The 21,051-nt window shown below is 59.6% G+C and carries 18 protein-coding genes and 3 tRNA genes; 15 read left to right on the top strand and 6 right to left on the bottom strand.

Annotated features, from left to right (window positions below):
- Window positions 1–3: 3 nt before the first annotated feature.
- Both QWI18_RS10205 and QWI18_RS10200 read left to right on the top strand, forming a co-directional pair.
- The gene (locus QWI18_RS10205; protein WP_369318775.1) at window positions 4–1,281 is read left to right on the top strand and encodes an HlyD family efflux transporter periplasmic adaptor subunit; all 1,278 of its coding nucleotides are present in this window, start codon (window positions 4–6) and stop codon (window positions 1,279–1,281) included.
- 69 nt (window positions 1,282–1,350) lie between these two features.
- Window positions 1,351–2,883: a DHA2 family efflux MFS transporter permease subunit gene (locus tag QWI18_RS10200; RefSeq protein WP_065986421.1), complete on the top strand. Its 1,533-nt coding sequence runs from the start codon at window positions 1,351–1,353 to the stop codon at window positions 2,881–2,883.
- A gap of 177 nt (window positions 2,884–3,060) precedes the next feature.
- On the opposite strand, the gene QWI18_RS10195 is transcribed toward QWI18_RS10200, so the two are convergent.
- Together QWI18_RS10195 and QWI18_RS10190 are read right to left on the bottom strand one after the other, a co-directional pair.
- Complete coding sequence (locus QWI18_RS10195; protein WP_369318774.1) at window positions 3,061–3,786, bottom strand: UDP-2,3-diacylglucosamine diphosphatase; 726 nt, start codon at window positions 3,784–3,786, stop codon at window positions 3,061–3,063.
- Window positions 3,783–4,286, bottom strand: a complete 504-nt coding sequence (locus QWI18_RS10190; RefSeq protein WP_065986423.1) for a peptidylprolyl isomerase — start codon at window positions 4,284–4,286, stop codon at window positions 3,783–3,785. The genes QWI18_RS10195 and QWI18_RS10190 overlap by 4 nt, the downstream gene beginning before the upstream one ends.
- A gap of 273 nt (window positions 4,287–4,559) precedes the next feature.
- Between QWI18_RS10190 and QWI18_RS10185 the strand changes: the two genes are divergently transcribed.
- A complete protein-coding gene (locus tag QWI18_RS10185) occupies window positions 4,560–6,257 on the top strand; it encodes a glutamine--tRNA ligase/YqeY domain fusion protein (protein ID WP_369318773.1) in 1,698 nt (565 codons plus the stop codon).
- 10 nt (window positions 6,258–6,267) lie between these two features.
- A complete protein-coding gene (gene cysS, locus QWI18_RS10180; RefSeq protein WP_065986425.1) occupies window positions 6,268–7,650 on the top strand; it encodes a cysteine--tRNA ligase in 1,383 nt (460 codons plus the stop codon).
- A gap of 201 nt (window positions 7,651–7,851) precedes the next feature.
- On the opposite strand, the gene QWI18_RS10175 is transcribed toward cysS, so the two are convergent.
- The 3 genes from QWI18_RS10175 to QWI18_RS10165 form a co-directional block, all read right to left on the bottom strand.
- Window positions 7,852–8,229, bottom strand: coding sequence for a type II toxin-antitoxin system VapC family toxin (locus tag QWI18_RS10175; protein WP_065986426.1), 378 nt, complete (start codon window positions 8,227–8,229; stop codon window positions 7,852–7,854).
- On the bottom strand, window positions 8,226–8,465 hold the full coding sequence (locus QWI18_RS10170) for a type II toxin-antitoxin system Phd/YefM family antitoxin (RefSeq protein ID WP_065986546.1): 240 nt from the start codon (window positions 8,463–8,465) through the stop codon (window positions 8,226–8,228). The genes QWI18_RS10175 and QWI18_RS10170 overlap by 4 nt, the downstream gene beginning before the upstream one ends.
- 193 nt (window positions 8,466–8,658) lie before the next feature.
- A complete protein-coding gene (locus tag QWI18_RS10165; protein ID WP_369318772.1) occupies window positions 8,659–10,512 on the bottom strand; it encodes a sigma-54-dependent Fis family transcriptional regulator in 1,854 nt (617 codons plus the stop codon).
- A 355-nt stretch (window positions 10,513–10,867) separates the two neighbouring features.
- Between QWI18_RS10165 and QWI18_RS10160 the strand changes: the two genes are divergently transcribed.
- The 6 genes from QWI18_RS10160 (at window position 10,868) to QWI18_RS10135 (ending at window position 16,966) form a co-directional block, all read left to right on the top strand.
- The gene (locus QWI18_RS10160) at window positions 10,868–11,962 is read left to right on the top strand and encodes an ABC transporter ATP-binding protein (RefSeq protein WP_065986430.1); all 1,095 of its coding nucleotides are present in this window, start codon (window positions 10,868–10,870) and stop codon (window positions 11,960–11,962) included.
- Window positions 11,962–13,092, top strand: coding sequence for an ABC transporter ATP-binding protein (locus QWI18_RS10155; RefSeq protein ID WP_065986432.1), 1,131 nt, complete (start codon window positions 11,962–11,964; stop codon window positions 13,090–13,092). Before QWI18_RS10160 ends, QWI18_RS10155 begins: the two co-directional genes overlap by 1 nt.
- Window positions 13,085–13,951, top strand: coding sequence for a carbohydrate ABC transporter permease (locus tag QWI18_RS10150; RefSeq protein WP_065986434.1), 867 nt, complete (start codon window positions 13,085–13,087; stop codon window positions 13,949–13,951). Before QWI18_RS10155 ends, QWI18_RS10150 begins: the two co-directional genes overlap by 8 nt.
- Before the next feature lie 27 nt (window positions 13,952–13,978).
- Window positions 13,979–14,779, top strand: coding sequence for a carbohydrate ABC transporter permease (locus QWI18_RS10145; protein ID WP_074892149.1), 801 nt, complete (start codon window positions 13,979–13,981; stop codon window positions 14,777–14,779).
- An 11-nt stretch (window positions 14,780–14,790) separates the two neighbouring features.
- A complete protein-coding gene (locus QWI18_RS10140) occupies window positions 14,791–15,063 on the top strand; it encodes a DUF2160 domain-containing protein (protein WP_065986436.1) in 273 nt (90 codons plus the stop codon).
- A gap of 97 nt (window positions 15,064–15,160) precedes the next feature.
- A complete protein-coding gene (locus QWI18_RS10135) occupies window positions 15,161–16,966 on the top strand; it encodes an ABC transporter substrate-binding protein (RefSeq protein ID WP_065986437.1) in 1,806 nt (601 codons plus the stop codon).
- Window positions 16,967–17,055: 89 nt separating this feature from the next.
- Here QWI18_RS10135 and folD read toward each other — a convergent pair whose 3' ends face one another.
- Window positions 17,056–17,910, bottom strand: coding sequence for a bifunctional methylenetetrahydrofolate dehydrogenase/methenyltetrahydrofolate cyclohydrolase FolD (gene folD, locus QWI18_RS10130; protein WP_369318771.1), 855 nt, complete (start codon window positions 17,908–17,910; stop codon window positions 17,056–17,058).
- Window positions 17,911–18,220: 310 nt separating this feature from the next.
- On the opposite strand from folD, the gene QWI18_RS10125 reads away from it, so the two are divergent.
- The 5 genes from QWI18_RS10125 to clpP all read left to right on the top strand — a co-directional run bounded on the left by QWI18_RS10125 (window position 18,221) and on the right by clpP (window position 20,992).
- Window positions 18,221–18,297 (top strand) — tRNA-Arg (locus tag QWI18_RS10125).
- A gap of 59 nt (window positions 18,298–18,356) precedes the next feature.
- A tRNA-His gene (locus tag QWI18_RS10120) sits at window positions 18,357–18,432 on the top strand.
- A gap of 57 nt (window positions 18,433–18,489) precedes the next feature.
- Window positions 18,490–18,574, top strand: a tRNA-Leu gene (locus QWI18_RS10115).
- Between the two features lie 374 nt (window positions 18,575–18,948).
- Window positions 18,949–20,259: a trigger factor gene (gene tig, locus QWI18_RS10110; RefSeq protein ID WP_065986439.1), complete on the top strand. Its 1,311-nt coding sequence runs from the start codon at window positions 18,949–18,951 to the stop codon at window positions 20,257–20,259.
- A 91-nt stretch (window positions 20,260–20,350) separates the two neighbouring features.
- The gene (gene clpP / locus QWI18_RS10105) at window positions 20,351–20,992 is read left to right on the top strand and encodes an ATP-dependent Clp endopeptidase proteolytic subunit ClpP (RefSeq protein ID WP_065986441.1); all 642 of its coding nucleotides are present in this window, start codon (window positions 20,351–20,353) and stop codon (window positions 20,990–20,992) included.
- Window positions 20,993–21,051: the final 59 nt, after the last annotated feature.

Genomic DNA, 21,051 nt, shown 5'->3' with positions numbered 1-21,051 from the left:
GTCATGGCCACTGCCACTACCGACAACAATCCTGCAAACGAACAAAAGGACGCCAACGCATCGGCGCCCGACAACAGCGCTGACAAAGGCGGCGAAAAAGGCGCCGAGCAGACCAAACCGGCCAAGAACCCGCGCAAGCGCAAGCTGCTGTTTCTTGGCCTGCTGCTGGTCGTGGTGCTCGGTGCGGTGGGTGTCTGGGCCTGGTACGAAATGTACGGCCGATGGAGCGAGAGCACCGACGATGCCTACGTCAACGGCAACGTCGTGGAGATCACCCCGCAAGTCACCGGCACCGTGGTGAGCATCGGCGCCGACGACGGCGATCTGGTCCGCGAAGGTCAGGTGCTGGTGCAGTTCGACCCGAATGACGCCGAAGTGGCGCTGCAAAGTGCCGAAGCCAATCTGGCAAAAGTAGTGCGTCAGGTGCGCGGTCTGTACAGCAACGTCGACGGCATGAAAGCGCAGCTGGCGGCCCAGCGCGCCGAAGTGCAGAGAGCCCAGGACAACTACAACCGTCGTCGCAGTCTGGCGGCGGGCGGGGCAATTTCTCAGGAAGAGCTGTCCCACGCCAAGGATGACCTGACCACCGCGCAGAACGCGTTGACCAACATCCAGCAGCAACTGGCAACCAGCAGCGCGCTGGTGGATGACACCCAGGTCTCTTCGCACCCGGACGTCAAATCGGCTGCGGCGCAACTGCGTCAGGCCTACCTGAGCAACGCGCGCAGCACGCTGATCGCCCCGGTCACCGGTTACGTTGCCAAGCGCACCGTGCAACTGGGCCAGCGGGTTCAGCCGGGTACTGCGCTGATGGCCGTTATTCCCCTCGACCAACTGTGGATCGACGCCAACTTCAAGGAAACCCAGCTCGGCCAGATGCGCATCGGCCAGCCGGTGGACATCGAAGCGGATCTGTACGGAGGCGACGTCAAGTACAGCGGCACCGTGGACAGCGTCGGCGCCGGCACCGGCAGTGCGTTTGCCTTGCTGCCTGCGCAAAACGCCACCGGTAACTGGATCAAGATCGTCCAGCGTGTGCCGGTGCGGGTTCGCATCAACGCCGATGAACTGGCCAGGCACCCGCTGCGCATCGGTCTGTCGACCACCGTTGACGTGAACCTGCATGACCAGAGCGGTCCGGTGCTGGCGCAGCAACCGCCGAAGCAGCCGCTGTTCACCACCGATGTCTACGCCAAGCAACTGGCCGATGCCGACACGATGATTGCCCGCGTGATCCACGAGAACAGCGCGTCAACCAGCGGCAAGACGGCCCAGCGCTGATTCGCCAATCCATCTGCCCCGGCCCGCTTCAGCCGGCCGGGGTGATCTTCGAGTGTCAAAGGATTCGCGATGAGTACTAACGCTCCCGCTTCTTTTACGCCGCCAAGCCTGTTGCTGACCACCATCGGCCTGTCGCTGGCGACTTTCATGCAAGTGCTCGACACGACCATCGCCAACGTGGCCTTGCCGACCATCTCCGGCAACCTCGGCGTGAGTTCGGAGCAGGGCACGTGGGTCATCACCTCGTTCGCGGTCAGTAACGCCATCGCGCTGCCGCTGACCGGCTGGCTCAGTCGACGCTTCGGTGAAGTGAAGCTGTTTCTGTGGGCCACGCTGCTGTTCGTGATGGCTTCGTTCCTCTGCGGCATATCCACGTCGATGCCCGAACTGGTGGGCTTTCGGGTCGTGCAGGGCATGGTCGCTGGACCGTTGTACCCGATGACCCAGACCCTGCTGATCGCGGTATATCCCCCGGCGAAACGGGGGATGGCGCTGGCACTGCTGGCGATGGTCACCGTTGTGGCGCCGATCGCCGGCCCGATTCTCGGCGGCTGGATCACCGACAGTTATAGCTGGCCGTGGATCTTCTTCATCAACGTGCCGATCGGTCTGTTCGCGGCGTTCGTGGTGCGTCAGCAAATGGCCACACGTCCGGTCAGCACCAGTCGCCAGCCCATGGATTATGTGGGCTTGATCACGTTGATCATTGGTGTGGGTGCGCTGCAGATCGTGCTCGACAAAGGCAATGACCTGGACTGGTTCGAGTCGAACTTCATCATCATTGGCTCGGTGATTTCAGCCATTGGCCTGGTGGCGTTCGTGATCTGGGAAATGACCGATGACCATCCGGTCGTCAATCTTCGGCTGTTTGCGTTCCGCAACTTTCGCTTTGGGACGATCTGCCTGGTGGGCGGTTATGCGGGGTTTTTCGGTATCAACCTGATTCTGCCGCAATGGCTGCAAACGCAGATGGGTTATACGGCCACCTATGCCGGGCTGGCAGTAGCACCGCTCGGGGTGCTGCCGGTGTTGATGTCGCCCTTTGTCGGTCGCTACGCGCATAAGTTCGACTTGCGTCTGTTGGCCGGTCTGGCGTTTCTGGCGATCGGCCTGAGCTGCTTCATGCGTGCGGATTTCACCAGTCAGGTGGACTTCACCCACATCGCTCTGGTGCAGTTGTTCATGGGGGCAGGGGTGGCGCTGTTCTTCATGCCGACCTTGAGCATTCTGCTGTCGGACCTGCCGCCGTCGCAGATTGCCGACGGCTCGGGGCTGGCGACGTTCCTGCGTAACCTTGGCGGCAGCTTCGCGGCGTCATTGACCACCTGGATCTGGATCCGCCGCGCCAATCAGCATCATGCGTATCTGAGCGAAAACGTGAACGCTTACGAGCCGACAACGCGGCATGCGCTGGAGACCCTGGGCGGGGCGAGCAACCAGGCCTACGCGCAGCTTGATTCGATGGTCACCAGTCAGGCCTACATGATGTCGACGGTGGACTATTTCTACATGATGGGCTGGATCTTCCTGTCGCTGATCCTGATCATCTGGCTGGCCAAGCCACCGTTTACCGCGAAGGCTGCGCCCGGGGGAGGGCATTGACGCCGCGCTGTCGGCGTCAAACACAGGTCATGGGGGAGTGAGCTTGCTCACGAAGAGGCCGGGACATTCAGCCACTTTCTCTGGTGTCAGAAAGTAAGCCTTCGCGAGCAAGCTCGCTCCCACAGGTTTGGCGTTCGACGATCATCGGTGTTCACTTCTGACGCACCGGTGATCTGGTCAGGGCTCAAACGCAAACGACTCCAGATGAAAGCCCGACTCATCGATCTGCAGCAACCACCCCTCGCGGTCCCAATCCCCCAGCACAATGCGCTGCGCCGTGGTCTCACCCAGCTGCACGTCGTGAACCGCAGGCCGGTGGGTGTGACCGTGAATCAGCGTCTTCACGCCAGACTCGGTCATCACCTGCGGCACTTCGTCCGGCGTCACATCGACAATGTCGTTGGCCTTCATTCGTGTCTGCGCACGGCTTTCGCTGCGCAGCTTGCGCGCCAACTTGTGCCGGGTGCTCAACGGTAGATGACGAAGCACCCACAGCGTCAGCGGATGGCGCAGGTAACGGCGCATACGCATGTAGGCTTCGTCCCGGGTGCACAGACTGTCGCCGTGCATCAGCAGCACCGGCTCTCCGTTGAAGTGTACGACGCTTGGGTCCTTGAGCAGCGTGCAGCCCGCCGCTTTGCAGAACGCCTTGCCGATCATGAAGTCGCGATTGCCGTGCATCAGGAACACCCGGGTGCCGCTGTCGCTTAACGCGCGCAGCGCCTGGCAGATCGAGCGCTGAAAGGGCGACATGGCGTCATCGCCGATCCAGGCCTCGAAAAAATCCCCAAGGATGTACAGCGACTCAGCGTTGCGCGCGCGGCCGTTCAGCAGGCCGAGAAACGCCTGGGTAATGTCCGGGCGTCCTTCTTCCAGGTGCAGATCGGAGATCAGCAATATCACTCAACGATCTCGGCTTTCTCGATGATCACGTCGTCAGCCGGCACGTCTTGATGACCCGCCTTGGACGTGGTGGCGACGCCTTTGATCTTGTCGACCACCTCAGTGCCTTCGACCACCTCGGCAAACACGGCGTAACCCCAGCCCTGTACGGTCTTGGCGCTGTGGTTGAGGAAGTCGTTGTCGGCGACGTTGATGAAGAATTGCGCCGAGGCTGAATGGGGCTCCATGGTGCGGGCCATGGACACCGAATACTTCTTGTTCGGCAGACCGTTGTCGGCTTCGTTCTGGATGCTCGGGCGCTTGTCTTTCTTCTCTTTCATGCCCGGTTCGAAGCCACCGCCCTGGATCATGAAATTACCGATCACGCGGTGAAACACGGTGTTTTCGTAGTGGCCGGCTTTGACGTATTCGATGAAGTTGGCGACGGTCAGCGGCGCCTTTTCTGCGTTCAGTTGCAGAACGATTTCACCGTGGTTGGTGGTCAGCTTTACTTTCGACATGGTCAGCTCGCTCTTTGAAGTCGTGGTGAGAGGCAGTGATCGCGGCAGTCGGCCATCGAGATGCGAGGCCAGTGCCGCTGATGCACACCAGGCGCGCAGTTTACAGAGGGTAGCCGCTGCTCGGGTAGTTGCGATTGCGCCGGCGGTTGCTGCTGACAACGCGCCCATCTCGGCAGTTTTGTCACAGCGCGCTGTCAGGGGCTTGACAGCTTCGGCTATGATAGGCGCTTTGATTTAACCGGCCTTCCTGGCCGCGACCCGTACAAGGATCCTATGAGCAAGCCCACTCAAGATGCCGCTGCGAATTCCAAGGCAGGCCCTGCCATTCCAACCAACTTCCTGCGCCCCATCGTGCAGGCAGACCTGGATTCGGGCAAGCACACCCAGATCGTGACCCGCTTCCCGCCGGAGCCCAACGGCTACCTGCACATCGGTCATGCCAAGTCGATCTGCGTCAACTTTGGTCTGGCTCAGGAATTCGGCGGCGTCACGCATCTGCGCTTCGACGACACCAACCCGGCGAAGGAAGACCAGGAATACATCGACGCCATCGAAGCCGACGTCAAATGGCTGGGCTTCGAGTGGTCCGGCGAAGTGCGTTATGCCTCGCAGTACTTCGACCAGCTGTACGCCTGGGCGGTCCATCTCATCGAAGCGGGCAAGGCCTACGTCGATGACCTGACCCCCGAACAAGCTCGCGAATACCGCGGCACCCTGACCGAGCCGGGCAAGAAGAGCCCGTTCCGCGATCGCAGCGTCGAAGAAAACCTTGACCTGTTCGGCCGCATGAAAGCCGGCGAGTTCGAAGACGGCGCCCGCGTCCTGCGTGCCAAGATCGACATGGCTTCGCCGAACATGAACCTGCGTGATCCGATCCTCTACCGCATTCGTCACGCGCACCACCACCAGACCGGTGACAAGTGGTGCATCTACCCGATCTACGATTTCACCCACGGTCAGTCGGACGCCATCGAAGGCATCACCCATTCGATCTGCACCCTGGAATTCGAGAGCCATCGCCCGCTCTACGAGTGGTTCCTCGACAATCTGCCGGTGCCGTGCAAGCCGCGTCAGTACGAGTTCTCGCGCCTGAACCTGAACTACACCATCACCAGCAAGCGCAAGCTCAAACAACTGGTAGATGAAAAGCACGTGCAGGGCTGGGACGATCCGCGCATGTCGACGCTGTCAGGCTTCCGCCGCCGCGGTTACACCCCGGTGTCGATCCGCAATTTCTGCGAAATGATCGGCACCAACCGCTCCGACGGCGTGGTCGATTTCGGCATGCTGGAGTTCAGCATCCGTCAGGACCTGGACCACAACGCCCCGCGCGCCATGTGCGTGCTGCGCCCGCTGAAAGTCGTGATCACCAATTACCCGGAAGGCCAGGTCGACCACCTCGAACTGCCGCGCCATCCGCAGAAGGAAGAACTCGGCGTGCGCAAGCTGCCGTTCTCCCGCGAGATCTACATCGACCGTGACGACTTCATGGAAGAGCCGCCGAAGGGCTACAAGCGCCTGGAACCGAACGGCGAAGTGCGCCTGCGTGGCAGCTACGTGATTCGCGCCGACGAAGCGATCAAGGACGCCGACGGCAACATCGTCGAGCTGCGTTGCTCCTACGACCCGGAAACCCTGGGCAAGAACCCTGAAGGCCGCAAGGTCAAAGGCGTTGTGCACTGGGTGCCGGCAGCGGAAAGCATCGAGTGCGAAGTGCGTCTGTACGACCGTCTGTTCCTGTCGGCAAACCCTGAGAAAGCAGAAGAGGGCAAGACCTTCCTGGACAACATCAACCCAGGCTCCTTGCAGGTCCTGACCGGTTGTCGCGCTGAACCGTCGCTGGCTGACGCTCAGCCGGAAGACCGTTTCCAGTTCGAACGCGAAGGCTATTTCAGCGCGGATCTGAAGGACTCGAAACCCGGTCATCCGGTCTTTAACCGGACTGTGACGCTCCGCGATTCGTGGAGCTAAGGTAGGCAACGTGCTTTCTATCTACAACACGCTCAGCAAGAGCAAAGAAGTCTTCAAGCCGCTGGATGGCAACAAGGTGCGCATGTACGTCTGCGGGATGACCGTGTACGACTACTGCCACCTGGGCCACGGCCGCAGCATGGTGGCGTTCGACGTCGTCACCCGCTGGCTGCGTTTCAGCGGCTACGACCTGACCTACGTGCGCAACATCACCGACATCGACGACAAGATCATCAACCGCGCCCGTGAAAACGGCGAGGCGTTCGATGCCCTGACCGCGCGCATGATTGACGCGATGCACGAGGACGAAGCGCGCCTGAACATCCTCAAGCCGGACATGGAACCACGCGCGACCGATTACATCGGCGGCATGCACGACATGATCCAGCGCCTGATCGACAAGGGCTATGCCTACGCCCCGGGCAATGGCGACGTGTACTACCGCGTCGGCAAATTCCTCGGCTACGGCAAGCTGTCGCGCAAGAAGATCGAAGACCTGCGCATCGGCGCGCGGATCGAGGTCGACGAAGCCAAGGACGATCCGCTGGATTTCGTGCTGTGGAAAGGCGTCAAGCCGGGCGAACCGAGCTGGGAATCGCCGTGGGGTGCGGGACGTCCGGGCTGGCACATCGAGTGCTCGGTGATGTCCACCTGCTGCCTGGGTGAGACCTTCGACATCCATGGCGGCGGCAGCGATCTGGAATTCCCGCACCACGAGAACGAGATTGCCCAGAGCGAAGCCGCGACCGGCAAGACCTACGCCAACGCCTGGTTGCACTGCGGCATGATCCGCATCAATGGCGAGAAGATGTCCAAGTCCTTGAACAACTTCTTCACCATCCGCGACGTGCTGGATAAATACCACCCGGAAGTGGTGCGTTACCTGCTGGTGTCGAGCCACTACCGCAGCGCGATCAACTATTCCGAAGACAGCCTGAAAGAATCGAAAGGCGCGCTGGAGCGGTTCTACCACGCGCTCAAAGGCCTGCCGGTCGCCGAGCCTGCGGGGGGCGAGGCGTACGTCGAGCGTTTTTCGACTGCCATGAACGACGACTTCGGGACCCCGGAAGCGTGCGCCGTGCTGTTCGAGATGGTTCGCGAGATCAACCGCCTGCGCGACAGCGATGTCAACGCAGCGGCAGGCTTGGCGGCACGTTTGAAGGAGCTGGCCAGCGTGTTGGGCGTGTTGCAGCTGGAAGCCGATGACTTCCTGCGCGCCGGCGCCGAAGGGCGGGTGGATGCTGCCGAAGTCGAAGCCTTGATCGCCGCACGCCTGCAGGCACGCGCCGACAAGAATTGGGCTGAGTCCGACCGCATCCGCGATCAGCTCACCGCCATGGGCGTGGTGCTGGAAGACAGCAAAGGCAGCACCACCTGGCGTTTGGCGGATTGATCGGCAACCCTCGGTAAACGCCTATCCTTGATCGTTCCTACGCTCCGCGTGGGAATGCCTCGCCGGACGCTCCGCGTCTTCGTTGACGCGGAGCGTCTTGGGCGGGGTTACCACGCGGAGCGTGGGAACGATCAGCGTCCCGAAGGTCGTTTGGCAAATTGTTGATTTCTACTGGCCTGCTGCCGTTCGCGCTTGGGCGCCTCAAGCCAGCACTGCGAGCGACGTGTACTTAGCAACCATCGCGTCTGACGTAATTAGCTTCATCGGTTCAGTGATGGCGGCAGCAACGATTAGCCTATCGAATGGGTCGCGATGATGGTGTTCCAGATCTTTGACTGCGATTGCATGTTCAACGCTGACAGGGAGCTCGATAAAGCCGCTGTCTCGGCAGTATTCGCGAATCTCCTCAAGATCAGCCGTTAGTTTCCCCAAGCCAATCTTTATCGACATCTCCCAAAACGTGGCGGCGCTGATGTAAACCTCAGTAGCGGTTTCGATCAGTTTTTTTGCTTTGGGAGAAAGCTTCGGGTCGTCAGTCAGAGCCCACAGAAGAATATGAGTATCCAGCAGTATCCTCATGGGCGACTGCCTTCGAAATCATCCAGCACAGAGTCAGAAAGCGGCGCATCGAAGTCGTCCGGTAGTTGAAGAATACCTTTCATAGCACCGATGCGTTTACCGGTGGGCCGCCCGATGGGGACGAGGCGCGCCATTGCGCGACCATGTTTGGCGATCGTGATAGTCTGGCCCGCCGCAGCGTCATCTACCAGTTTTGACAGATTGTCCTTGGCCTCACCGAGAGGGACGATAATCATGACGTATGCTCGCATTCGGAAATATTGGCCAAATATAGCCATATAATTCTTCTTGCCCAAGCCACCGTTACAATTCTGTGCTGATTGCGGTGACCCCCCCGCGTGGGAATACCTCGTCTGACGCTCCGCGTCTAATTTGGCGCGGAGCGTCATCGGCGGGTTACCACGCGGAGCGTGGGAACCATCTAAGCCTTCAAAACCCCTGTTCCCTCAGCCGCTTGTACAGCGTATTCCGGCTCACCCCCAGGCGTTTCGCCAACTGCGAGATATTGCCGCCGGCCGCCTGCAGCAACTCACTCAGCTCTTCCGGCGTGTCCAGCGCTGCCTTGCGGTTGAACACTGTCTCGGGTTCGACGCGCTCGCAGCCCATCGCCAGGTCGGCAAAAAAGTCTTCCGGCAGATGCTCCGTGGAAATGGGTTGATCATCTGCCAGCGCCAACGCCACCTGAATCACGTTGCTCAACTGCCGCAGGTTGCCCGGCCACGGGTGCCGTTCGAACAACTCCATCACCTGTGGCTCAAAGCCTGCTGTCTGCTGCGGTTCGCGGTGCTGTTCCCAGATGACACGGACCAGCGCGGGCTTGTCGCTGCGATCCCGCAACGGCGGCAACTCCAGGTTCAGGCCGCTGATGCGGTAGTACAAATCCTGACGAAACCGTCCGTTCTGCACATGTTCGCGCAATGAGCAGTGAGTGGCGGAAATCACCCGAATATCCACTGGGTACAACTCGCTGCTGCCAACCGGCTGCACACACCGTTCCTGCAACACCCGCAACAGACGCGCTTGAACCGGCAGCGGCATGTCGCCGATCTCGTCGAGAAACAGCGTGCCTTTGTCCGCCTTGCGGATCAGCCCGATGCTGCCTTTATGGTGAGCGCCGGTGAACGCGCCTTTTTCATAGCCAAACAATTCAGCCTCGACCAGCTCCGACGGGATGGCCGCGCAGTTCACGGCAATCATGGGCTGATCGGCGCGGGAGCTGGCGCGGTGCAGGGCCTTGACGAACACTTCCTTGCCCACACCCGTCTCGCCAAGAATCAACAGCGGGACGTTCTTCTCCAGCAATCGCTGACCCTGACGCGCGGCTTTCTCGACCCGCTCGTCCCCCATGCCGGGCTCAATGACACCGACCGCGAGTGGGCGGGACAGCATCGGCACCTGCACCGGCACCGTTCTGACCTTGAGCACCGGTGCTTTCGGCCGCTTCAGCACGCAATGGAAACGGTTGTGGCCCGACGCCTGGAGCGGGAAGGGCTGGCCTTCCATTTGGTCAAGCAGATCGGCAACCGGCGCTTTGAACAGGTTCTCGATGTTGGCGTTGAGCAGGCTGACGCCCAGCAGGGTGTCGGCGCGGCGGTTGGCGCAGAGCACACGGCCGCTTTCATCGAACACCAGCAGGCCGGCCCACTGGCTGTCGAGGTTGTTCAGGCCGGTGTTGAACACCAGTTGAAAATGGCTGTGCTGGAACTGGTCGAGGATCAGCCGGTTTTCGATGGTCTGGCTCATCATCTTGACCATCCCAAGGGTGTGGGAAGGCGGCAGGAAGCTGTCGCTGGACACATCGAGCACCGCGATCATCCTCCGCGACGCATCGAAAATCGGCGCCGCCGACCCGGTCATGAAACGGTTGGCCTTGAGAAAGTGTTCATCGTGTTCAATGTGAACAGCCTGTTCACAGGCCAGCGCAGTGCCGATGGCATTGGTGCCGGCGCTTTGCTCCAGCCAGCTGGCGCCGGCGACGAAACCCGGCTGTTGATCCGGCTCGACGAAGCGCTTGTTGCCCCAGGAATTGAGGACCTGGCCCTGCTGATCGGCGAGCAGGATCAGGCAATTGGAATTGCTCAGGATGTTCTCGTAGAAGGGCAGCACCTGCTGATGGGTAGTCTGCACCAGGGAATGATGGCGTTCGAGCAGCTGCGAAACCTGCTGATCGGGCAGGCGACCGAAGGACGGGCGTGACTGGTGGTCGAGGCCGAACTCGCGGCAACGGGCCCAGGAGTCCTGAATGATGGTGTCGTGGCTGGGGGATGCGCCTGCTGTGGCCATGAAATGGCTCCGTCCGAGTACTTTTATTTATTGTTGTCGAGATGCCGTTAGGCAGAGCATCCCTGCTCGAAAACGTCCACCCATTGTTGTTCAGGATTGTTCAAAGTCAATGTTCATTTTGTTCAGGTGTTCAGCATTTCCTGTTCATTTACGTTCATCAACGAATGCCGGTCTGTGCGGCAAATTGTCGCAACCGCTCTAGTCCGCGTATCCCAGCCAGAAAGCGCCTGAGCGGGCCGGTTGGCACGATTGTCGCTATCCAACAATCGGTCAGCACAATCGGTCAACGGATGTCACGACCTGCCATACGGCATACACGCAACACCCCGAACAAAACAAATAAAAAGGGCACGCCATGTCTCTCACGCTTGAGCACGTCAGCCGCGCCGTCGACGGTCAGATCTGGATCGACGATGCTTCGCTGAGCTTTGAACCCGGCTCATTCAACGTATTGCTGGGGCGCACCTTATCAGGCAAAACCAGCCTGATGCGCTTGATGGCCGGTCTGGACAAGCCAGACAGCGGCCGGATACTGATGAATGGCAAAGATGTCACCCAGGTCGCGGTGCGTCATCGAAACGTCTCGATGGTTTATCAGCAGTTCATCAACTATCCGAGCATGACCGTCTACGACAACATCGCCTCGCCGCTGCGCCAGGCCAAGATGTCGAAAGACGAAATCGACCGACGCGTCCGCGAAACCGCGAAGATGCTGCGCATCGAGAAATTCCTCAGCCGTCACCCCCTCGAATTGTCCGGCGGTCAGCAGCAGCGCACGGCCATGGCGCGGGCGCTGGTCAAGGACGCCGAGCTGATTCTGTTCGATGAGCCGCTGGTCAACCTCGACTACAAGCTGCGCGAAGAGCTGCGTCAGGAAATGCGCCAGCTGTTCGAAACGCGCAACACCATCGCCATTTACGCCACCACCGAGCCGAACGAAGCGCTGGCGCTGGGCGGGACCACCACGATTCTGCACGAAGGCCGCGTGATCCAGAGCGGCCGCACGCCCGAGGTGTATCACCAGCCGAAAACCGTGCTGGCCGCCGAGCTGTTCTCCGAGCCGCCGATCAACCTGATGCCCGGCCGTATCGAAGGCAACGAAGTCAGCTTCGCCAATTTCGTGCACTTCCCGCTGAACGTTGACCTGCGCAGCATCGGTGACGGCGAGTACCGCTTCGGCGTGCGGCCGAGCCACCTGAGCCTGGTGCCGTCCAACGACGACGATCTTGAGCTGGCGGTCACCGTCGAACTCGCCGAGATCAGCGGTTCGGAAACCTTCCTGCACGTGCGCAACGAGCATTTCTCGCTGGTGCTGCATCTGCCGGGCGTCCACGAGTACGACGTGGACACGCCGATTCGCGTTTACATCCCGACTCACAAACTGTTCGTATTCGATCAGCAGGGCGGCCTGATTCAGGCGCCGGGCCTGCGCATGGCGAGGGTTGCCTGATGGCCGAGATCCGCTTGCAAAAACTCGCGCACAGCTACAGCGCCAATCCGACCGGCCCTGAAGACTATGCCATCCGGGAAATGACCCACATCTGGGAGCAGGGCGGCGCGTATGCCTTGCTCGGCCCGTCCGGCTGCGGCAAATCGACCCTGCTCAATATCATCTCCGGCCTGCTCAGCCCGTCTGAAGGCAAGGTCATGTTCGACACCACGGTGGTCAACGACATGTCGCCGGAGGAGCGCAACATCGCTCAGGTTTTCCAGTTTCCGGTGGTCTACGACACCATGACGGTGTACGACAACCTCGCGTTTCCGCTGCGCAATCAGGGCATGCCGGAAGCGAAAGTGAAGATCAAGGTGCAGGAAATCGCCGACGTGCTGGATCTGCAGCCGTTGTTGAGCAAGAAAGCCAAAGGCCTCACCGCTGACGAAAAACAGAAAGTCTCCATGGGCCGCGGACTGGTCCGCGATGACGTGTCGGCGATTCTGTTCGACGAACCGCTGACCGTGATCGACCCGCACCTGAAGTGGAAACTGCGCCGCAAGCTTAAGCAGATTCACGAGCAGTTCAACATCACCATGGTTTACGTCACCCACGATCAGTTGGAGGCCTCCACCTTCGCCGACAAGATCGCGGTGATGTACGGCGGCCAGATCGTCCAGTTCGGCACCCCGCGTGAACTGTTCGAAAAGCCGCACCACACCTTCGTCGGCTACTTCATCGGCAGCCCCGGCATGAACCTCATCGAGGTCAAGCCTGAAGCCGGCGGCGTGGGCTTTGGCGGCATTCACCTGCCATTGCCCGATGCCCTGCAGCAGCGCCTTGCATCGACTCAGTGGAGCACGCTGAAAGTCGGGATTCGCCCCGAGTTCGTACACGTCTGGGACAGCCCCAACGACGACGCCATGCAGGCCGAGGTGACCTATGTCGAGGACCTGGGGACCTACAAGATCATCACCGTCAACCTGGCCGGCCAGTCGCTGAAAGTGCGCCTGCAGGAAGACAAGCCGGTGCCCCAGGGCCAGGCCTGGATCAGTTTCCCGGCGCAATGGCTGATGCTCTACGCCGATGAATTTCTGCTGGAGGCCGCCACGAACACACTGCCGGCCAGCGAGGTGTCCCATGACTAAAGTGCAAAACAACAAGGCCTGGTGGCTGGTGCTGCCGGTGTTCCTGCTGGTGGCGTTCAGCGCCATCATTCCGATGATGACCGTGGTCAACTATTCGGTGCAGGACATCTTCGACCAGTCCAGCCGCTACTTCGTCGGCGCCGACTGGTTCCGGCAAGTGCTGCAGGACCCGCGTCTGCATGACTCGCTGCTGCGCCAGTTCATTTACTCCGCCTGTGTGCTGCTGATCGAAATCCCACTGGGCATCGGCATCGCCCTGACCATGCCGACCAAGGGTCGCTGGTCGTCGCTGTGCCTGATTGTCATGACCATCCCGCTGCTGATCCCCTTCAACGTGGTCGGCACCATCTGGCAGATCTTCGGCCGTGGCGACATCGGCCTGCTGGGCTGGGTCCTCAACGACGTGCTGGGCATCAGCTACAACTACGCGGCCAATGCGTCGGACGCCTGGGTGACCGTGCTGGTCATCGACGTCTGGCACTGGACCTCACTGGTGGCGTTGCTGTGCTATTCGGGGCTGCGCGCCATTCCGGACGTGTACTACCAGGCGGCACGAATCGATCGGGCGTCCAACTGGGCCGTGTTCCGACACATCCAGCTGCCGAAGATGAAAAGCGTGCTGCTCATCGCCGTGATGCTGCGCTTCATGGACAGCTTCATGATCTACACCGAGCCGTTCGTGCTTACCGGAGGCGGTCCGGGCAACTCCACGACCTTCCTCAGCCAGACCCTGACGACCATGGCCCTCGGCCAGTTCGACCTGGGCCCTGCGGCGGCGTTCTCGCTGGTGTATTTCCTGATCATTCTGTTGGTGTCGTGGGTGTTCTACACCGCCATGACCCACAGCGAAAAGAACTGAGGAGCGCCCATGAACAAGCGCGAGAAAGTGTCGTTCAAAAAGCTCATACCGCTGTGGATCTACCTGCTGTTTCTGCTGGTGCCGATCTACTGGCTGGTCAACATGTCGTTCAAGACCAACACCGAAATCCTCGGCGGCCTGACCCTGTTCCCACAGGACTTCACGCTGGCGAACTACAAGGTTATCTTCACCGACGAAAGCTGGTACAGCGGCTACATCAACTCGCTGTACTACGTCTGCCTGAATATGGTGATATCGCTGAGCGTCGCGTTGCCTGCGGCCTACGCGTTTTCACGCTATCGTTTCCTCGGCGACAAACACCTGTTCTTCTGGCTCCTGACCAACCGGATGGCACCACCGGCGGTTTTCCTGCTGCCGTTCTTCCAGCTTTATTCGTCCATCGGCCTGTTCGACACGCACATTGCGGTAGCGTTGGCGCATTGTTTGTTCAACGTGCCGCTGGCGGTGTGGATTCTGGAAGGGTTCATGTCCGGGGTTCCCAAGGAGATTGACGAAACGGCTTACATCGATGGCTACAGCTTTCCCAAGTTCTTCGGCAAGATTTTCATCCCGCTGATCGGCTCGGGCATCGGTGTCACGGCGTTCTTCTGCTTCATGTTCTCCTGGGTCGAATTGTTGCTGGCGCGCACGCTCACCTCGGTCAATGCCAAGCCGATCGCGGCGGTCATGACCCGTACCGTTTCAGCGTCGGGGATCGATTGGGGGGTGCTGGCAGCGGCGGGGGTGTTGACCATTCTGCCGGGCATGCTGGTGATCTGGTTCGTTCGTAATCACGTGGTCAAGGGCTTTGCTCTTGGTCGTGTCTGAGGAGTCGAAAAATGGAGTGGATGTCCTGGACCCTGCCAACTGCTATTTTCTTTGCGTCCATCGCCGCGATTCTGGTGGCGATGACGGCCTGGGAACTGCGTTCGGCGAGTATTGAGCGTCGCGGTTTTCTGCCGATTGCCACCACGCGCGGCGATCGTCTGTTCATCGGCCTGCTCGGAAGCGCTTACCTGCATCTGCTGGTCATCGGCGCGACGAGCTGGGATATCTGGGTGGCCTCCGGGTTGTCCCTGGTCTGGCTGTTGGTGGTGATGCGTTGGGGTTGAAAGGTTTTGACGGTGCAAGCGCAGACGCGCTTGTGCCGCGAACGAATGACGAAGGTTGAAACGCGGGATCACATAAGAATCAACACAAGAGGTGTCTATGTTCAATAAGAAAAACAAGCTGCGACATAGTGTGACGGTAGCGACGATGGTAATGCTCAGTGGCTTGAGCGTGTCGGCTTGGGCCGATCAGTACGAGGATGCGGCGAAGAAATGGGCCGACAGCGAGTTCAAGCCGAGCACGCTCTCCGATGCCGAGAAGCTCAAGGAACTGGAGTGGTTCATCAAGGCCGCCGAGCCGTTCCGCGGCATGGACATCAAGGTGGTGTCCGAAACCTTGACCACCCATGAATACGAATCCAAAACCCTGGCCAAGGCGTTCACCGAAATCACCGGCATCAAGGTCACCCACGACCTGCTGCAGGAAGGCGACGTGATCGAGAAACTGCAGACCGCCATGCAGTCCAACCAGAGTATCTATGACGGCTGGGTGAACGACTCCGACCTGATCGGTACGCACTTCCGCTACGGCAAGGCGATGTCTCTGACAGACCTGATGGCCAGCCCGGAAGGGGCGAAAGTCACTTCTCCGACCCTCGACCTCAAGGACTTCATCGGCACCTCGTTCACCACGTCGCCAGAAGTCAAAGACGCGTCCGGCAAAGTCGTTACGCCGGCCAAGCTCTATCAGCTGCCTGACCAGCAGTTTGCCAACCTTTACTGGTTCCGCGCCGACTGGTTCGAGCGTCCTGACCTGAAAGAGAAATTCAAGGCCAAATACGGCTACGAGCTGGGCGTTCCGGTGAACTGGTCGGCCTATGAAGACATTGCCAAGTTCTTCAGCGAAGACGTCAAGGAACTCGACGGCAAGAAAGTCTACGGTCACATGGACTACGGCAAGAAAGACCCGTCCCTGGGCTGGCGCTTCACCGATGCCTGGTTCTCCATGGCCGGCAGCGGCGACAAAGGCTTGCCGAACGGTCTTCCGGTCGACGAGTGGGGTATCCGCGTAGAGGACTGCCACCCGGTCGGTTCGAGCATTACCCGCGGCGGCGACACCAACGGCCCGGCCGCTGTGTACGCCACTCAGAAGTACATCGACTGGCTCAAGGCCTACGCGCCGCCTGAAGCGGCAGGCATGACGTTCTCCGAGTCCGGCCCGGTGCCGTCCCAGGGTAACGTTGCTCAGCAGATCTTCTGGTACACCGCTTTCACCGCCGACATGACCAAGCCGGGTCTGCCGGTCATGAATGCCGACGGCACGCCGAAATGGCGCATGGCTCCATCGCCAAAAGGCCCTTACTGGAAAGAGGGCATGAAGCTGGGTTACCAAGACGTGGGCTCCTGGACCTTCCTCAAGTCCACCGAGGAGAAGAAACGCCTGGCCGCCTGGCTTTACGCGCAGTTCGTGACGTCGAAATCCGTCTCGCTGAAGAAAACCATCGTGGGCCTGACGCCGATTCGTGAATCGGACATCAACTCCAAAGAGATGACCGCCCTGGCGCCGAAACTCGGTGGTCTGGTCGAGTTCTATCGCAGCCCGGCCCGCGTGCAATGGTCGCCAACCGGCACCAACGTTCCGGACTATCCGAAGCTGGCACAGCTGTGGTGGAGTCATGTGGCTGAAGCCGTTACCGGCGAGAAAACCGCGCAGGCGGCCCTCGACGGTCTGGCCAAGGATCAGGATGCAATCATGACCCGCATCGAGCGCTCCAAGGTTCAGGAACCAAGCGGTTGCGCGCCGAAGATGAACCCGGAAACCTCGGCGGAAGAGTGGTACACCAAAGCCGAGAAGAGCAACGGTGCCTTCCTCGCACCGCAGCGCAAACTGGCCAACGAGAAGCCGAAGGGCGAAACCATCGCTTACTCCGACCTCTTGAAGAGCTGGGAAGCGGCCAAGAAGTAAAGCTGCACGCTTCTACGTTTGGTCCATAAAAAAACGGCACCCTCGGGTGCCGTTTTCGTGTGCGCGTCTTGATGCGTCGGCTTGAATGATCAGCTGTGCAGCGTTTCTGCCGCGTACAGTGTGTTTTCCAGCAGGCAGGCACGGGTCATCGGGCCGACGCCGCCTGGCACTGGCGTGATCCAGCCGGCACGGGGCAGGGCGGTCTCGTACACCACATCACCCACCAGCTTGCCGTCATCCTGACGGTTGATGCCGACGTCGATAACGATCGCGCCTTCCTTGATCCACTCGCCCTTGACCAGGCCCGGCTTGCCCGCCGCCACGACCACCAGATCGGCACGGCCCACGTGTCCGGCCAGGTCCTGAGTGAAGCGATGGGTTACGGTCACGGTGCAGCCCGCCAGCAGCAGCTCCATCGCCATCGGACGACCGACGATGTTGGAAGCGCCCACCACGACCGCGTCCTTGCCGTACAGGTCGACACCGGTGCTTTCCAGCAGGGTCATGATGCCCTTGGGGGTGCAGGGCCGCAGCAGTGGAATGCGCTGGGCCAGTCGCCCTACGTTGTAGGGGTGGAAGCCATCGACGTCTTTATCCGGGCGGATGCGCTCCAGGAGGCTGGAAGATTCCAGATGCTCGGGCAGCGGCAGTTGCAGCAGGATGCCGTCGATGGCCGGGTCGTCGTTGAGACGATCGATCAGATCGGTCAGTTCGGTCTGGGTGGTTTCACTGGGCAGGTCATAGGCCTGGGAGATGAAGCCGACCTCTTCGCAGTCTTTGCGTTTGTGCGAGACGTAAACCTGAGAGGCGGGGTCGCTGCCGACCAGAATCACCGCGAGGCCCGGCGTGCGCAGGCCTTGCTGGCGACGCTGGGCGACTCGTTGGGCGATCTGCTGGCGCAGGTTGGCTGCGATCGCTTTGCCGTCTATTAGTTTTGCAGTCATTACGCGTGATTAACCATCGGAAGGGGAGGGAAAAAGAGCGCGCATTCTCGCATGACCTGACCCAAGGGCAAAGACGGTTGGTCCGCTTAATAAGCTAACCCCTTTAATTAACTGAATTTTTTTGAAAAAAGTGTTGACGACCTTTTGGGCCGTCTATAAGATTCGTCGCACTTGTCGGGCACAACCCCACACAGGATTAGCCGGAAGCGGCAAATCAGGTCGAAAGGTTGAATAAGTCAGGTAGAGTTAAGATCTGCTCAGCGTGATTGAAAGCTCTTAATTTGCAGTCTTACGAAGGCAAATGAAATAAGTGCCCGTAGCTCAGCTGGATAGAGCATCCGCCTTCTAAGCGGATGGTCGCAGGTTCGAGTCCTGCCGGGTGCGCCATTAGGCAGCTTTGGCACAAGTAGCATTCAAGTTGAATGCGTCGGTTACAACGCAATATGGTGGGCGTAGCTCAGTTGGTAGAGCACGGGATTGTGACTCCCGTTGTCGAGGGTTCGATCCCCTTCGTCCACCCCATATTCGAAAAGGCGCCAGATTCATAATCTGGCGCCTTTGCTTTAAGCGCTTTAAAACGCGGATGTGGTGGAATTGGTAGACACACTGGATTTAGGTTCCAGCGCCGCAAGGTGTGAGAGTTCGAGTCTCTCCGTCCGCACCAGTTACAGGTCTCGCAACACCTCGGGTGTTGAGGGATGAAAGAAGGCCGCCTTGTGCGGCTTTTTTTGTTTCAGCGTACTGCTTTTTGACGCGGTGCGAGCTTGATGGGTCCAGGAACGCGGGGCTCGTCCGGTGTGCTTCCAGGGACTGGATCATGTTTCGGTCGTCCTTTTGCTTCCTTTATATAGGGGCGTATCAGGTGCGTTCCAGACACCTCGCGCAGGCTGAAACATTCGTCTGCGATACCCGGGCTGCATGCCACTTTATTTACCCTTGTTCAGTAGGGTGACTTCTTGAGTTTGACCCACTAGAATGCTTGCCCTTGATTCTGGGGTCGGAAACGGCCGGCTAACGTCTGTGCAACGAGGAATATCCATGCAAGTTTCTGTTGAAAACACTTCCGCTCTCGAGCGCCGCATGACCATTGGCGTGCCCGCTGAGCGCATCGAGACTGAAGTCAACAAGCGTCTGCAGCAGACCGCACGTAAAGCCAAGATCCCGGGCTTCCGCCCAGGCAAAGTGCCTATGAGCGTGATCCGCCAGCGTTACGAAGACGGTGCTCGTCAAGACGCACTGGGCGACCTGATCCAGGCGACCTTCTACGAAGCCGTCGTCGAGCAAAAGCTGAACCCGGCTGGCGCACCTTCCGTCGAGCCGAAAACCTTCGAAAAGGGCAAGGACCTCGAGTACATCGCTACTTTCGAAGTGTTCCCTGAATTTACCGTTGCCGGTTTCGACTCCATTTCCGTCGAGCGTCTGTCGGCTGACGTCGCTGATTCCGATCTGGACAACATGCTGGAAATCCTGCGCAAGCAGAATGTCAGCTTCGAAGTAGCCGACCGCGCTGCGCAAAACGAAGACCAGCTGAACATCGACTTCGTTGGCAAGATCGACGGTGAAGCATTCGCTGGCGGTTCGGCCACCGGTACTCAGCTGGTGCTGGGTTCGGGTCGCATGATCCCGGGTTTCGAAGACGGTCTGGTTGGCGCCAAAGCCGGCGAAGAGCGCGTTCTGAACCTGACCTTCCCAGAGGATTATCAGAATCTGGAGCTGGCTGGCAAAACCGCCGAGTTCACCGTCACTGTCAATACTGTGTCGGCACCGACCCTGCCTGAGCTGAACGAAACGTTCTTCAAGCAGTTCGGCATCAAGGAAACCAACATCGAAGGCTTCCGCACCGAAGTTCGCAAGAACATGGAGCGCGAGCTGCGTCAGGCCATCAAGTCCAAGGTCAAGAATCAGGTAATGGACGGTCTGCTGGCCGCCAACCCGATCGAAGTGCCTAAAGCGCTGCTGGAAAACGAAGTGAACCGTCTGCGCGTCCAGGCTGTTCAGCAGTTCGGCGGCAACATCAAGCCTGACCAGCTGCCGGCAGAGCTGTTCGAAGAGCAGGCCAAGCGCCGCGTTGAACTGGGTCTGATCGTGGCTGAAGTCGTCAAGCAGTTCGACCTCAAGCCTGACGACACCCGCGTTCGCGAGCTGATTCAGGAAATGGCTTCCGCTTACCAGGAGCCAGAGCAGGTTGTGGCCTGGTACTACAAGAACGAACAGCAAATGAACGAAGTTCGTTCGGTTGTGCTGGAAGAACAAGTTGTGGATACTGTTTTGCAGAAAGCGAGCGTGACCGATAAAGCGGTCTCGTACGAAGAGGCAGTCAAGCCGGTTGAAGCTCCACAAGCCGACTGATTTCCTTCTCTCGTTCGAAAACACCATAAGCCAGCCTTCGCGCTGGCTTATGCGTATTCAAGACATGACTATTTGGGAGTGAATGCGAGACATGTCCCGCAATTCTTATATTCAGCAGAACTCTGACATCCAGGCCGCTGGCGGCCTGGTCCCGATGGTTATCGAGCAGTCCGCCCGTGGCGAGCGCGCCTATGACATCTACTCCCGCCTGCTCAAGGAACGCGTCATCTTCCTGGTCGGTCCGGTTGAAGACTACATGGCCAACCTCATCTCGGCGCAGCTGCTGTTCCTTGAAGCGGAAAACCCGGACAAGGACATCCATCTTTACATCAACTCCCCAGGCGGTTCGGTGACTGCGGGCATGGCGATCTACGACACCATGCAGTTCATCAAGCCTGACGTTTCCACGACCGTCATGGGCCAGGCATGCAGCATGGGCGCTTTCCTGTTGGCCGGTGGCGCCAAGGGCAAGCGTTTCGCACTGCCGAACTCCCGGGTCATGATTCACCAGCCGTTGGGCGGTTTTCAGGGCCAGGCGTCGGACATCGACATCCACGCCCGGGAAATCCTGTTCATCCGTCAACGTCTGAACGAGCTGCTGGCGCACCACACCGGCCAGTCGCTCGAAACGATCGAACGCGACACCAACCGCGACAATTTCATGAGCGCAGAGCGCGCTGCCGAATACGGTCTGGTGGACTCGGTCATCGATCGGCGTCAAATGACCAAATGACTGCGTGAAGGGCAATGATCCCGGGCGGTCGGTACTTCCGTGCCGCCTGCGGACTTGAA

The sequence above is a fragment of the Pseudomonas sp. W2Oct36 genome, assembly GCF_041060465.1.
In the GTDB taxonomy this organism is placed as follows: Bacteria; Pseudomonadota; Gammaproteobacteria; order Pseudomonadales; family Pseudomonadaceae; genus Aquipseudomonas; species Aquipseudomonas graminis_B.
The sequence above is the reverse complement of the archived record's forward strand: the minus strand, read 5'-3'. Positions and strand labels throughout refer to the sequence as shown.